The sequence below is a fragment of the Trichocoleus sp. FACHB-262 genome, assembly GCF_014696035.1.
Classification (GTDB): Bacteria; Cyanobacteriota; Cyanobacteriia; order FACHB-46; family FACHB-46; genus Trichocoleus.
Window position 1 is genome coordinate 160,917 of the sequence record NZ_JACJPK010000097.1, and the last position, 14,026, is coordinate 174,942.

The following is a 14,026-nucleotide window of genomic DNA, read 5'->3' on the forward strand; positions in this document are numbered from 1 at the left end:
CTTCTATATCCTTTTACAACTTAGCTAATTTAATAATCGGGGTCTTAGGGTGTCTCATGACCATCCTTTCTGCCTAAATAGTAGAGCTGAAGGCAGTATACGAAAAATATGCTCTATCTAAAGGACCAAGCCGTCCAACTCTATGGAATTAGTTTATCTGAATGTCACAACTCAAGGTCTTAGGTCTAATAAGCAGGCCTAAAAATATGACTAGGTGGCTTAGGCTATAAATAGGACGGTGTTTGATAGATATCAGTGAGCTTTACATGCTTAAATTTCATCATGTTCAAAATGCGAAGTAATTTAACATCATCAAGTTGTTCACTAATAAGAGATGCCGAGCATATCAGAGATGAAAATCCCGCCTTCTTTAAACTGGAAGTCTACAGGAAAAACTATTGGACAAGGTGGACAAGCCTCTGTCGTTGAAGTCACCGATGAAAATAAAGAATTCGCTGGAACGTTTGCATTAAAAGGTTTATCCAAAGGAAAACCAAAACAAGCCTATGAGCGTTTTGCACGCGAAATAGGAGCTATCAAGAAACTTCAACATCCTAGTATTGTTCAGATTGTTGATCACTCGAATCCAGCTGATGAATTTCAGTTTTACGTAATGGAGTTCATGGAAGGTGCAAAAAGTCTTAAGCAAATCTTAAGTGGTGGAAAAAATCCATACTATGCTGATGCACAAAGATCCCTTCAACTTTTTATTCAGCTTCTTGAGGCAATATATGCCTGGTCAGAGGTTGGTATTATTCATCGAGACTTAAGTCTTGGAAACGTTCTTGTTTTATCAGATGGGGCAATTAAAGTAATTGATTTTGGTATTTGTCAATTTGATGATCATGAGACTATTACTCTAATCGATGAGGGCGTTGGTACACCGAATTATATGGCACCTGAATGTGAGTCCGGTGCATTCGGTGAAGTTTCCGTTGCCTCGGACTTGTACTCTGCTGGAAAGATTTTGTGGTCTATTGTGACCAATATGAATGCTTTTTCCCGCGAATCTCCAGTGTTTGGAAAAAAATCAATACCAAATCTTTTACCTGATGCTCCAGAATCTTGGCATCTTCAACATATTTTCGAGAAAACTATCCGTCAGAATCCTCAAGACCGATGTAAAAATGCAAAGGAAGCGCTTAATCTTGCACGCCGTGTTAAATTCTTGATTCTTTCCGGCTATCCACCACTTGAACTTATTGACAAAAACTGTCCTGTTTGTGGTTTTGGGGCTCTTGGTATAGGGAGAGGACTTCATGCGGTATTTGGCAATCCTAATCCGCCTGGTATTAATAGCTGTCAATGTGACTACTGTGGATTTTGCTTTGCTGTGAATCATGACCTACGCGCTAAGAATCTTCAAAGAAAGCAACAACTTTCGTAGTGACTGAGACGCTGCCTAATAACCATGCTGCAGTGAAACGCTGGGGCATGCTATTTAAGGAGCAAAGGTTATCTATTTGCCGTGAGAGCGATCGTTCCTTCAGATCAAGGAATTTAAATTTAATAACGAATATTCATGCTTTCCGAAAGTCTAATGCTTTGAAAATTGGACTTTCAAAGGCGAGCGCTCTCCAGCAGGAGAGGACAGATAGTTAAGAAATAGGATTAAAAGGACAATTGCGATCGCGTCCCTCGAATTAGCTTAGGAAATGCTATTTTGCTTCTAGTGCGGCAGTCGAAGTTAGAGATGACCTGACTAATAATGAAAAAGTTAGGAAGTTCTAGGACACACAAGGAGCTGATTCAGAAGTAATGAGCATGATTGTGGCGGAAGGGGTACATAAGTGGTACGGCAAGTTTCATGTGCTGCGGGGCGCTAGCCTGACTGTAGAGCGGGGAGAAGTTGTCGTGATTATGGGGCCTTCTGGCTCTGGCAAATCCACTTTTATCCGCACCTTCAATGCGCTAGAAGACTATCAGAAAGGGCGGATTGAAATTGATGGAATTGAACTATCCCACGACCTGCGGAACATTGAAACGATTCGGCAGGAAGTGGGGATGGTGTTTCAGCAATTCAATCTGTTTCCACACTTGACTGTGGTGCAGAATATTACGCTAGCCCCGAAATGGGTCCGCAAGTGGCCTAAAACCAAAGCCGAAGACGTGGCCATGCAACTGCTAGAGCGAGTCGGCATTTTGGAGCAAGCCCATAAATATCCGGGTCAGCTTTCGGGAGGACAACAGCAACGAGTCGCGATCGCTCGTGCCTTAGCCATGCAGCCTAAAATCATGCTGTTTGACGAACCTACCTCTGCCCTCGACCCCGAAATGGTGCGCGAAGTGCTGGATGTAATGCGATCGCTAGCCGAGTCTGGCATGACGATGGTAGTGGTCAGCCATGAAGTGGGGTTTGCGCGGGAAGTCGCTGATCGAATCATCTTGATGGACGGCGGCACCTTGATCGAGTCAGGCACTCCCACTGAGTTTTTCCAAAATCCTCGGGAGGAGCGCACTCGTCAATTTCTGGCTCAAATTTTGTAGCGCTTAACTGTCCCTGTCTTAGGGCTGGGACAACAGATCCGAAGGTAACGCTTGTATTCCTGGAACAGCAGTGGCAGCAGGCTTGACAGGTGTTTTAGTAAACCGCATGGACACCAAGGCGTAGCCCAAGTAGGCAGGCAGCAAAATTGCAGTCAGGGCTGCGATCGCGCCAAGCCAAGTGACTGAGTTATGGGTTGGGCCATAGTGACAGCGGTAGGGATCATAGTTGAGGAATTCTGCTTTGACAATGTCTCGCATGGCGATCGGGCGCTTGAAGCGGACTCGGCGATCGTCCAGTTTTTCTAGCATGATCCAGCCTGATTCCGATTCTTCTTGACACATCCGTTGAAAGACGGCTGGATCACGAAACAGGTCACGATTGGCTCGGACAATTTTGAATTCCCATCCCATTAAGCGAGGGTCACGCTGAGCTTCTTTGGCGGCTCCATTAGCGGTTTGACCATTTGCAGTTTGACCATTGGCGGTTTGGCGTGGAGCAGTGGTGTTCCCGTGGCCTGTTTTGGCAATATCTTCTTTCGTCTCGTAGCGGGTCAAAATTTCTTCCTCCTCCTCACTTTGCAGTCCCACAACCACTTGCTGCCAGCGCAACCAATTTCCTAAGAGGGTTGCTTGCGCTCCCAAACTGCCAACAAATAAGCTCAAAATCGTGATTTCCAACATATCTTTATTTCCTACCTGGATCCATTGGTAAATCCGGAATTTGAGCCTGTTTGAAAGCGTTATTGCTGAACTGAGTTAGCGCGAATATAGCAGATATTGCTGAAGTTTAAACCTGTTTTAGATTGCCAGAGAGCGTCAGAGTTTTCTGACATTTGTAATACAGATGGAATCTAGAGCGATCGCCTACTTCATCGCTACTCTAGGGAAGTAACCTGGGTTTGCGGCAAATATCCTTCTACTAACAAATCTGCCCCTACCGATCGCCAGCGCAGTTTTTCTAGAGGCAAAGCCTGTGGCATGGTGAGAAAGCCTAAGTCGCCGACGGGAGAGGGAGCTGTGCTGCCGCCGACAATTTTGGGCGCAATAAAGGCTAAGACTTTTTGTACTGCACCATCCGCGATCGCCTGCGCTGCCAAGGTACCGCCGCATTCCCATAGCACTGACAAAAAGCCGCGATCGTAAAGGTAGGTCATGACTTGGGCAGGCATAAGCGGGGACAGCTCTACTACCTCTACCCCTAGTTGTCTGAGCAATGCTTGAAACTCAGGCTTGATTCCTAGCTCTGTGATCACCAAGGTGGGGGCGGCTGTGGTTTGCCACAGATGAGCTTCTTCTGGCAGATTTAGGGTGCGGCTCATCACAACTCGCAATGGATGAGGGCCATCAACTTGGCGACTAGTGAGCAGTGGGTTGTCCAACCGTACAGTATTGCCGCCCACAATCACGGCATCGCAAGTCGCTCGTAGTTGAAACACTTCCGATCGCGCCGCTTGTCCTGTAATCCAGGCGCTGTGCCCACTATTAGTGGCGATTTTGCCATCTAGGGTCATGGCGTATTTCAAAATGCCAAAGGGTCGGTGGTAAAGGATTCGATGCACAAAAGCTTCGTTTAGCTCCTGGCAAGCAGCTTCTTCTACTCCCGTCACCACTTCGAGGCCTGCGGCTTGCAAGCGGGCAATGCCACCTCCCGCGACTTTGGGGTTGGGGTCTACCATCCCGACGACGACTTTAGCGAGACCCGCTGCCACTACTGCTTCAGAACAGGGCGGAGTTCGTCCGTGATGGTTGCAAGGCTCTAGATTGACATAAAGGGTGGCTCCTCGGGCGCGATCGCCTGCCTCACGCAAGGCAAATACTTCGGCATGAGGCTGCCCTGCTTGGGGGTGAAAACCCTCGCCAATAATTGCACCATCTTTAACAATGACAGCTCCTACTAGAGGATTGGGGGCAGTACGGCCTAACGCGCGTCGAGCTAACTCTAGACATCGCTGCATCATGGCGCGATCGAAGACAGTCCCGATAGTGGCATGGTCGTCTATGGCTGTAACCGAGGTAGACACCTGATCCTGCTGGCCAGTTGAGTCAATCGAGTTGAAACGTCCAGAATCCAAAGCTGCCTCCGAAGCGCATTTAGTATTCAGGGAAAAATCTTCCCTTAGTTTGACATTGTCCTTACTACCTCTAGGGATAAAGTTCTGGAGCGATCGCATCGTTAGACTGGGAGAGTCGTATTGTAACCAGTCGTTACAAATTCGCAAACCCTAAATTCTGTTCTGTCCTATTTCAGTCGGTTTCCATATGAGCTTTTTTCAATGGAACATAGATACCAAAGTCCGGGGCTGCACCCGATCTAGTCACTTCAGGGGAGTTATGGCGGGAGCGATCGCCCTGAGTGTGTTGCCGACCTCTCTATTACCTGCGAGCGCTCAGTCTGTTAACGCTCAGCCTGCCACGACTCAACCTGTTACCACTCAACCTACGACTACTCCACTTACCCAAACCCTCAGTCCCAATGTCCAAAAGCTGGATAGTCTCCTCACTCAGCTAGGGACTCAGGGTGACAGCGCTGAGGTGGCGACAAGTGAGGTGCGTTTAGATGGCAGAACCCTCTTCTCGATCGCGCTACCTGTTGTAGGTCAGAAACCAGGACAACCTATTCCGATCAAGCGACGTGGGCAAGACATCGAAACGATTCTGCAACGGATCGCTAATAGTCGGTTTGATCCAAACAAGTTACAAGTCACCAGCGCGATCGACGAACAGAGCGGTTTGCCTGTCATCTATGTCAACGATCAATGGTTGATGACGGTCACCACTTTAGATGCTCAGTTCCAAGGCCGTGATCCAGAACGCTGGGCCAATCGACTGACTGCCATTATTCGCAATGCCCTGATTCAGGCACAGCAAGAACGGCAACCCCAATTTCTCCTACGGCAAGCTCTCATCGCTGATGGCATTGGGTTTGCGGTAATTATCAGCAGCTACGGGCTAAATCGTCTGCAACGCCGCTTCAGAGCGAAGCAAATTCGATTGCAAGCGCAGATTCCCACCCAAGCAGAGGTGTTGTCAGAAGCAGTGAGTGCGGCTGATCCTACCTCATCGGAAGGCGAGCAGATCGAAACAGTTGCCGCAGTTCAGCACCAATTTGCGACTCGCCAACAACGCAATGTCTATGACATTAAGCACCGACTGGTAGATGCAACTCAAGTCGGTTTGTGGGGTGGCAGTACCTATATTATTTTGGGCTTATTTCCTTATAGTCGCTGGCTGCAACCGTTGCTATTCTCGGCTCCCCTGCAAGTCCTGGGGGTTGGGCTACTGACCTACGTAGTGATCCGCACGAGTGAAGTCTTGATCGATCAGTTTTTTGATGCGATCGCCGAGGGTGAGTTGCTCGCTCCCGAAGCCTCACAGCGCTTAGCTTTGCGAGTTTCCACTTTCTCTCGTGTGCTTAAGAGTGTTGCCACCATTGTTTTTACGTTTGCGGGTGGGCTGGTTGCGCTCTCAGTCGTTGGAGTTGATTTGGTCCCCCTCTTGGCTGGCGCGGGGATCATCGGTTTAGCCATCTCCTTTGCTTCCCAAAGCATTATTAAAGACATGATCAATGGCTTCTTGATTTTGCTAGAAGATCAATACGCCGTAGGGGACGTGATTACAGTTGGGGAAGTCTCAGGCTTTGTAGAGAACATGAATCTGCGGATCACTCAGTTACGCAACAATGAGGGCCGCTTGATTACCATCCCCAACAGTGCGATCGCCGTTGTGCAAAACCTCTCGAAGGATTGGTCGCGTGTAGATATCGCCATTGATGTTGCTTACGGTACTGACCCCGATCGCGCCCTAGAGGTGATTGGCGAAGTGGGTCAGGAAATGTATCGCGATCGCGACTGGCGAGGGAAACTGCCTGAGCCGCCTGAAGTGCTAGGCATTGATGAGCTAGACCATACCGGGATTTTGATTCGAGTTTGGATTAAAACCGAACCGCTGCAACAGTGGAAGGTCGCTAGAGAGTTTCGCCGCCGCCTTAAGTACGCCCTGGACGAAGCTGGGATTGAACTCGGTTCGCCGCAGCAAGCTCTGTGGTTTAGAAGCTCCCATGACTTAGCTGATCCAGCTTTTATTGCTACAGATGGCCAACCCCAGCAACTGCAATCTACCGGATCGGGTCGCAATCGGTCCTACTGAAAGCTAAAGATATTATCTGGCATGAAATTGGCGGGCATCCTTTGGGGTGCCCTTCATTTAACTTAAAACTTTCTCGGTAAAAATCCGGATTCATGAAAGCGAGGTTCGGAGTCAGGAAGGGAAGTGCAACTGCTGATTTTCCGGCTGATCCACCGATTCGCTTAGTTGCGATCGCTCCTCGCACTTCATGAACAAAATATAGCGAGTTCCGTCATTTCACGTAGAACGCTAAATTAAGCAACTTTTAGATCAACAGGAATAGAAATCATGAAGACAACAGAGCGCTACAGCCTGATGTTCAAATTGGCCTGCGAAACTGTCAAATACTTCTTTATTAGCTTGTTCGGCTTCTCCATTCTTTGCATTATCTTGGCAGGGCTAGGGGCTAACTCGCTCGTTACAGTTTTGTTGGCTGTTGTGGGTCAGTGGTTTTTGCGTGTGGCCGCGATCGCCCTATGCTTTATGGCTAGTGCGATTATCTTTGAGTCGTTGCGGTTCTAAGTGTCCAGACAAACTTCCCAGCCGAACCCCAAAGCTCAAATTAATGAGAAGGAGCGATCGCCACAGATTGTCACCTATCTCAAGAGAGTGTTAAGAGTGCCAGACTTTTAGGGAAACTGGGGAGACAATAGCCCTAGCTGGACTTGGAGTTTGCTCGATCATGCGGCCAATTCGTACTTTCAACGTCTCTCCCTCCTTGCCCCCCCGCTTGGAACCCCTCCGGAAGTTGGCCTACAACCTCCATTGGGATTGGAACTTTGAAACGAAAGATTTATTCCACCGCTTAGACCGAGACCTCTGGGAATCGAGCCGCCACAACCCAGTACTCATGTTGGGCACCATTAGCCAAGAGCGCTTGCGAGAAGTAGCCGAAGATGAAGGTTTTCTGGCTCACATGGAGCGGGCCGTGCGGCAACTCGATGGCTATTTGGCAGAGCGGACTTGGTATCGCAAGCAAAAAGCCAAAGATCAACAAGCTTGCTACGCCTACTTCTCAGCAGAGTTTGGCCTCACCGATAGCCTACCCATCTATTCAGGTGGTTTGGGTGTTCTCGCAGGCGATCATCTTAAATCTGCGAGTGATCTGGGTTTACCGCTGGTTGCAGTGGGTCTGCTTTATCAAGAAGGCTACTTTGCCCAATACCTCAATGCGGATGGCTGGCAACAAGAGCGCTATCCCATCAACGACTTTTACAACATGCCGCTGGAGCCAGAACGGCATCCAGATGGCTCAGAGATCCGAATTTCTGTAGAATATCCGGGTCGGACGGTCTATGCCAGAGTTTGGCGTGTGCAGGTAGGTACCGTGCCGTTATATCTGCTCGACACCAACATTGAACCCAACAGCCCCTACGACCATGACATCACCGACGAGTTGTATGGTGGTGACATTGATATGCGGATTCACCAGGAAATGATGCTGGGAATTGGTGGCGTCCGCATGCTAGAAGCTTTGGGGCTGAAGCCGACTGTTTATCACATGAACGAGGGACACTCAGCGTTTCTAGCTCTAGAGCGGATTCGCAAGATGATCCAAGAAGATGGCTTGACCTTCACCGAAGCGAGCCAGGTGGCCCAGTCTACTCAGGTATTTACAACACACACGCCGGTTGCCGCAGGAATCGACCTGTTTCCCCCAGACAAAATCATGCATTACCTGGGGCACTACGCTGGAACTTTTGGCTTCCCTAGAGAAGAATTTTTAGCGCTCGGTCGGGAGAATACAGGCGATTTCTCCTCACCCTTTAGCATGGCGATTCTAGCCATTAAGATGGCGACCTTTATCAATGGCGTCAGTCAATTGCATGGGGAAGTTTCTCGCCACATGTTCCAAAGCTTGTGGTCCAATTTCCCGTTAAATGAAGTGCCCATTACTGCTATTACTAATGGGGTGCATGCCCGTAGTTGTGTCGCCAAGTCAACTCAGGAGTTGTACGATCGCTACCTTGGCCCCAATTGGTCGGATGCAGCACCAGATCATCCGTTGTGGGAACGGGTGGAATCGATTCCTGATGAAGAACTCTGGCGCAACCATGAACGCTGCCGCTCGGCACTGGTGGTGTTTGTGCGCGATCGCCTGCAAAAGAATGTGCGCGATCGCGGTGGCTCCCTGAGCGAGTTGGCGCAAGTCCAAGAGGTGCTTGATCCGACTGTCTTAACCATTGGCTTTGCGCGTCGCTTTGCCACTTACAAGCGCGCCAGTTTATTCCTGCGTAATCTGGAGCGAATCAAAGAAATTCTGCAAGGTGGCTCTAGGCATCGAGCCGTGCAATTTGTGATTGCAGGTAAAGCTCACCCCAGAGATATTCCGGGCAAAGAACTAATTCGACAAATTGTCCACTTTATTCGTGCAGAAGGCCTGAGCCGCCATGTCGTGTTCATCCCAGACTACGACATCCATGTGGCGCGGTTGATGGTGGCTGGTTGTGACGTGTGGCTGAATACTCCCCGCCGACCCCGTGAAGCTTCTGGCACTAGCGGCATGAAAGCGGCAATGAATGGCTTGCCCAACTTAAGCATCCTCGATGGCTGGTGGGATGAAGCCGACTACGTGAAAACAGGTTGGCCGATTGGGCATGGAGAAGACTACGAAGACCCTAACTACCAAGATGAGGTAGAAGCGAATGCGCTGTACGACCTGCTAGAGCAACAGATTGTGCCACTGTTCTACGATCGCGATGCCGAGGGATTGCCGCGTGGCTGGATTGCCAAGATGAAACATGCGATCCACCTCAACTGTCCTCGGTTTAACACGGCTCGGATGGTGCGAGATTATGCCATGCAGGCTTACTTCCCCGCTAGCGATCGCTACCAGGCAATGGTCAACAACCAGTACGCGGCTGCCAAGGAATTATCCCATTGGAAAGCGCATCTGTTTGAGCATTGGTACGACATGAAGATTCAGGATATTGATATCTCTCAACCTGCGGATATTCAAGTCAACGAAACCATTAGTGTTAAAGCCCGCCTCAAACTCGGAGCCTTAACTCCCGCTGATGTGCAGGTAGAACTGTATCAAGGTTCCGTCAATGCCGAAGGTGAGATTGCCGATGGCGTGTCTGTGGAGATGGAATACCAAGGTCAAGACCCGAACCACCATAGTATCTACACAATCGACATCAGTTACACCAGTAGCGGTCTCCAAGGGCTATCCTTGCGCGTGTTACCCAAAAATGAGTACCTCAGCAGTCCGTATGAGCCTGGATTGATTCTTTGGGCAGAAGCATAGGGACGACAATGTAGCCTGTTTCGCGATCGCCTAAAACCAAGTTGCGCTCTACTCCCCAGTACCACCAATGCGCGGCGACATAGGCACAGATTAAAGCATCCAGTTGATCTTCAACGGCTTTCATCTCTGTCCCTTTAGTTGGGATTTCCGGAACTAAGGTTGAGTCTGGAACAAACAAGCTTGGCTCCAACTGAGTCAAGTCTTGCAGAATGTGTTGACGTAAATTCAACAGTTCCAATCGGCGATCGCTCAGCTTGCCTTTTTTATATTTCAAAATCTGCGGCAACCCAAACAGATGAATCATCGCTGGATGGGGAAACACCTCAATTTGGTAGCGTCCTGATTGTTGCGCTGCTAGTACTGGCGCATGAGCAAACCCTCGCGCTTCCAAACTTAGACCAAAAGCTACAGTCCGTTCAGCGAATGGCAAACCTAAGTTAGCAGGATAGCAGCCTGCATGATATCGCCCAAAATGTTTGTGAGTGAGGCGATCGGGCAATCGCATCCCCGTTTCGTTGGGAATTAAGGTTGGCGCATCCACCGCGATCACTGCCGATGCTTCAGCCGGGACGCAGCTATCTATCCAAGCCAGAATGTCCGCGATCGCTTCTAACCGCTCCAAATTCTGTAAATGTAGTTTGCCGTCTCGCCATTCTAGGCAGCAGAGTCCGGTTGGTTGCGATCGCCACCCCAAATCAATTCCCAAAAACTTCATGATTAAAGTGCCAACGGTTTAGTCATTTCCTCTAGTAGCTGGGAATCATGGTGAAGTAACCAGTTAGTTAAACTCTAAAGAGTCCATGAACTTCCAACTTTCCAGGGTTCAATATCGTGGAAAGTGTTCTAGAACTGGAAGAAATGTTAGTTGATTCCTTATGTCAATCAATTATGCCTAAAACTACCGCTAAAGCGAAGTCAGCTAAAACTGATAAAGAGAAGAATTCAGCCCAGCTTAATTCGTTTTTAAAGAATGAAGCTTCTCGCCTTGCAGAGAGATATGGGGTTAGTACCTCTGTTTTTGAAGAATTTGCTTGTTTTGTTATTGAGAACCATAAGAAAAAAGATCCAGTTATCAAGCCGCCACAAATTAAACCATTAACCTTGGCGCAAATTAAGGCAGCAATTTATCAAAACTTTTCAGTTAAAAATACTACTGAGTTAAAGAAATCTGGTGCCTTCAAAATGGCAACTGATGGTATGAATATCTCTAAATTAAGTGTGAAAGAGGATTGGGAGAAGCTATATCGCAAGTTTGTTGGTGTACTTCCAGGTGAAGAAAATCAACAGGGGTATGGCTGCATCAATGGCGTTAATATCTTCAACTATTTCAAGCCTTGGCAGGTTTTTGCTTTAGATTCTAAAACTGCAACTCATAAAGACATTCAAAGTGCCTATCACCAATTAAGCAAAATCTATCATCCAGACAACTCAAAAACAGGTGACGCTGCTATCTTTGACCGCCTCACCATTATGTACAAGAGTATCAGCGCAGAGGCATAATCATGGCAAAGAAAAATTCGGGCTTCACGATTCGAGAAGAGCAGCTTGCGAACGCACTAGAGATTACTCGTCAGGAATTAGATCGAATTGTCCAGTTTTTTGACTCCGATCCAAATGACCAGTGGGAGTTGAAAGAGAATGATCATTTCATGTATATCAACAAGAGCCTGAATGACAGGATCTTTTCCGAACACGGAGCTTACGCGATCGCCAAATACATGGATGAGAAGGAGAAAAAGAGCATTTGGTCACGCATTAAAGAATTTATAACCAAGCACAAAGAGAAGATTCGTAATTCTTTCATTAGCAAAAAGATTCAAGAAAACTCTAGCTCACTAACACTTAGAAACAATAGACATTTTCTTTCAAAAAAAGATGTTGTCAATATTCTTTGTACCAGCCCTACTCGGCTAAATAAAGCCTTTGATGATATTCAAAGATCGGATTCTCCACTTGAACTTCATACAGATTTTGATGACATAGATGGTGTTCGGCACTATTCTCTTGCAGGCTTCTATAGATTATCGGAGAATCTTGCCAAAGAGTTAACTGTCAAAAATCGCCGTAGTTGGTGTGGGGCCATTGAGGTTGTAGGTAAGAAAACCTTTAAGATGATCATTGATGAGGAAACAGCACAACAAAAGAGAATTGATTCAGCAATGAATGCTGCCAAGAGACGGGACGGTAGCCGCTGTCAAATTACTAATCAAAAGCGAGACAAATACAACAAATGTAATTTTGTTGTACATCACATCTATTCAAAAGAACACTATCCTCATCTCGCTGCTTGTCAAGACAATTTGATTACTCTAGCAGAGGCCGTTCACCAAGAATTTCACATTTGGAATGGTGGCTTTCAAAAACCCTGCACAGTTAATCATCTAATTCAGTTTGTTAATGAGCTACATCCTGATAACTACGAGGTAGTTTTGAGGCTTAACAAGGTTAAGCAAATGTTGGACGCTCAACAGCCTAAATTCAAGGCAGCTTGAGGTATTCATCAAGCGAATATCAAACATCTCAAGCACTGGTCAAACTGTTTAATGGACGATCGCTTTGAAGGACTAGAGGGATACCACCTTGAGGGGTGAAAGTGGCTCCACGACGGAGAGGGCGGACGGGGCGGTGATCAACCAGGCTGAACTGCCAGCGCGCGAGCAGAGTCGCTAGAACCAGCTTCATTTCGTATTGAGCGAATGCCATCCCAATGCAGCGACGATTACCGCCACCGAAGGGTAAATACTCGTAGGCCGAAAACTGCCGCTCCAGAAAGCGCTCTGGGCGAAACTGATTGGGTTCTGGGTAGAGATCAGGACGGTGATGAGTCAAGTAAATGCAGGGCGAGATGTAGGTTCCAGGTTCAAACTCGTGACCCATAATTTTGACCGGAGCCTTGGCGATGCGGAGAAACGTGAACAGCACGACTGGGTAAAGTCGTAGCGTTTCTTGGCAAACCGCATTTAAGTAGGGGAGACGAGCGATCGCGCTAGGATCTGCTTCTGGCCCTACCGTTTCTAGTTCTTGTAACAGGCGATCGCGGACTTCAGGCATAGCATGCACCCAGTAAAGTGCCCAAGACAGCGACGAAGCGGTAGTTTCATGCCCCGCAATCAGCAAAGTCATCAACTCATCTCGCAGTTCCACATCTGTCATCGGTTGGCCTGCTTCATCTCGTGCAGCCATCATCAAACTGAGAATGTCTTCTCTGGTTGCATCTGGTTCAGCTCGGCGTTGCTCAATTTCGGCATAGATGAGTTGATCAATCTTTTGCCGACGGCGGAGAAATTGCCCCCAAGGACTCCAAGCCCCTAAGTCTTGCTGTAGGGCTGGCACAAACACAATGAGAGATTTGAGCGGAGAGTTAAAGCCTTCGAGTAAAGCACTCAAAAGTTGCCGCAGTTGCTCCAGTCTCGGTCCTTCATCCAAGCCAAACACCGCTCGTAAAATCACCCTCAAGGAAATTTCTTGCATTGCCGTCCGAGCCACCACTGTTTCACCAATGGAGTAGTCGCTGATCACTTTTTCTGCCGCATCACAGATCAACTGACCGTAAGCCCGCATGCGATCGCCATGAAACGGAGGCGTGAGTAAGCGTCGTTGTCGAGCGTGGCGATCGCCGTCTAGCAGAATGAGCGAGTTGTCCCCTAGTGAGGGACGGAACACGGTATTAGAGCGACCAGAGTCAAATAGCTTGGGATCGGCGGTGAAGATCTCTTGGATGGCTTGGGGGTTGCTGAAAACTACAAACGGCGGAAAGCTAGCGAAGCGGGAAGTGAACGGGTCACCATAGCGCTGCGCACAATCTTCTAAAAACTCCAATGGCCACAACACACCTTGCAGCGTCAGAAATAGCTTCGGACCTTTAGGACCATCAGGAAGTTTCATGGCACTCAGCCCTCTCTAAACCAGCGATCGTTAGACCTCTTTCTGTCATAACACTTGAGAAGGGTCTAAACTGTAATGCGCTAAATCGGTTTAGGGAACTAGGTTAATCATGGCAATAGCTAAATAAGTGCTCATCTGCCCCAATACAATCATGTAGCCACAGAAGAGGCACGGCTTGCGGAAGGCGATCGCAACCCCAAATCAATTCCTAGAAACTTCATCATCAGGCTTGATTGTTCGATATTTATATCCGGAATTTAACAAATTTTTGGGAAGTCG

The 14,026-nt window shown here is 48.1% G+C and carries 11 protein-coding genes; 7 read left to right on the plus strand and 4 right to left on the minus strand.

Annotated features, from left to right (window positions below; all coding sequences use genetic code 11):
- The first annotated feature begins 352 nt into the window (after positions 1-352).
- Entirely contained in the window at positions 353-1,387 is a 1,035-nt protein-coding gene (locus H6F68_RS23030) for a serine/threonine-protein kinase (RefSeq protein WP_190562603.1), read from the plus strand.
- Positions 1,388-1,764: 377 nt separating this feature from the next.
- A complete protein-coding gene (locus H6F68_RS23035) occupies positions 1,765-2,487 on the plus strand; it encodes an amino acid ABC transporter ATP-binding protein (protein WP_190562870.1) in 723 nt (240 codons plus the stop codon).
- 18 nt (positions 2,488-2,505) lie between these two features.
- Here the strand turns inward: H6F68_RS23035 and H6F68_RS23040 are convergent, their stop codons facing one another.
- Both H6F68_RS23040 and ribD read right to left on the minus strand, forming a co-directional pair.
- Positions 2,506-3,168 (minus strand): hypothetical protein, encoded by a 663-nt coding sequence (locus H6F68_RS23040; RefSeq protein ID WP_190555326.1) that lies wholly within the window; start codon positions 3,166-3,168, stop codon positions 2,506-2,508.
- 194 nt (positions 3,169-3,362) lie between these two features.
- Complete coding sequence (gene ribD / locus H6F68_RS23045) at positions 3,363-4,706, minus strand: bifunctional diaminohydroxyphosphoribosylaminopyrimidine deaminase/5-amino-6-(5-phosphoribosylamino)uracil reductase RibD (protein WP_399314964.1); 1,344 nt, start codon at positions 4,704-4,706, stop codon at positions 3,363-3,365.
- Between the two features lie 40 nt (positions 4,707-4,746).
- On the opposite strand from ribD, the gene H6F68_RS23050 reads away from it, so the two are divergent.
- The 3 genes from H6F68_RS23050 to glgP all read left to right on the plus strand — a co-directional run bounded on the left by H6F68_RS23050 (position 4,747) and on the right by glgP (position 9,862).
- Entirely contained in the window at positions 4,747-6,633 is a 1,887-nt protein-coding gene (locus H6F68_RS23050) for a mechanosensitive ion channel family protein (RefSeq protein WP_190562605.1), read from the plus strand.
- Positions 6,634-6,900: 267 nt separating this feature from the next.
- Entirely contained in the window at positions 6,901-7,134 is a 234-nt protein-coding gene (locus H6F68_RS23055) for a hypothetical protein (protein WP_190562607.1), read from the plus strand.
- Positions 7,135-7,294: 160 nt separating this feature from the next.
- Entirely contained in the window at positions 7,295-9,862 is a 2,568-nt protein-coding gene (gene glgP, locus H6F68_RS23060) for an alpha-glucan family phosphorylase (protein WP_190562609.1), read from the plus strand.
- On the opposite strand, the gene H6F68_RS23065 is transcribed toward glgP, so the two are convergent.
- Positions 9,816-10,577, minus strand: coding sequence for a DUF429 domain-containing protein (locus H6F68_RS23065; RefSeq protein ID WP_190562611.1), 762 nt, complete (start codon positions 10,575-10,577; stop codon positions 9,816-9,818). The genes glgP and H6F68_RS23065 overlap by 47 nt on opposite strands.
- Positions 10,578-10,693: 116 nt before the next feature.
- Between H6F68_RS23065 and H6F68_RS23070 the strand changes: the two genes are divergently transcribed.
- Both H6F68_RS23070 and H6F68_RS23075 read left to right on the plus strand, forming a co-directional pair.
- Complete coding sequence (locus H6F68_RS23070) at positions 10,694-11,362, plus strand: molecular chaperone DnaJ (protein ID WP_313930218.1); 669 nt, start codon at positions 10,694-10,696, stop codon at positions 11,360-11,362.
- Between the two features lie 2 nt (positions 11,363-11,364).
- Complete coding sequence (locus H6F68_RS23075; RefSeq protein WP_190562613.1) at positions 11,365-12,354, plus strand: hypothetical protein; 990 nt, start codon at positions 11,365-11,367, stop codon at positions 12,352-12,354.
- Positions 12,355-12,382: 28 nt separating this feature from the next.
- On the opposite strand, the gene H6F68_RS23080 is transcribed toward H6F68_RS23075, so the two are convergent.
- On the minus strand, positions 12,383-13,747 hold the full coding sequence (locus tag H6F68_RS23080) for a cytochrome P450 (protein ID WP_190562615.1): 1,365 nt from the start codon (positions 13,745-13,747) through the stop codon (positions 12,383-12,385).
- Positions 13,748-14,026 lie beyond the last annotated feature (279 nt).

What these genes read in the sequence shown, in the direction of transcription:
- H6F68_RS23030 (WP_190562603.1), top strand. Translation starts at nt 353, where the DNA reads ATGAAAATCCCGCCTTCTTTAAACTGGAAGTCTACAGGAAAAACTATT.
- H6F68_RS23035 (WP_190562870.1), top strand. Translation starts at nt 1,765, where the DNA reads ATGATTGTGGCGGAAGGGGTACATAAGTGGTACGGCAAGTTTCATGTG.
- H6F68_RS23040 (WP_190555326.1), bottom strand. Translation starts at nt 3,168, where the DNA reads ATGTTGGAAATCACGATTTTGAGCTTATTTGTTGGCAGTTTGGGAGCG.
- H6F68_RS23050 (WP_190562605.1), top strand. Translation starts at nt 4,747, where the DNA reads ATGAGCTTTTTTCAATGGAACATAGATACCAAAGTCCGGGGCTGCACC.
- H6F68_RS23055 (WP_190562607.1), top strand. Translation starts at nt 6,901, where the DNA reads ATGAAGACAACAGAGCGCTACAGCCTGATGTTCAAATTGGCCTGCGAA.
- glgP (WP_190562609.1), top strand. Translation starts at nt 7,295, where the DNA reads ATGCGGCCAATTCGTACTTTCAACGTCTCTCCCTCCTTGCCCCCCCGC.
- H6F68_RS23065 (WP_190562611.1), bottom strand. Translation starts at nt 10,577, where the DNA reads ATGAAGTTTTTGGGAATTGATTTGGGGTGGCGATCGCAACCAACCGGA.
- H6F68_RS23075 (WP_190562613.1), top strand. Translation starts at nt 11,365, where the DNA reads ATGGCAAAGAAAAATTCGGGCTTCACGATTCGAGAAGAGCAGCTTGCG.
- H6F68_RS23080 (WP_190562615.1), bottom strand. Translation starts at nt 13,747, where the DNA reads ATGAAACTTCCTGATGGTCCTAAAGGTCCGAAGCTATTTCTGACGCTG.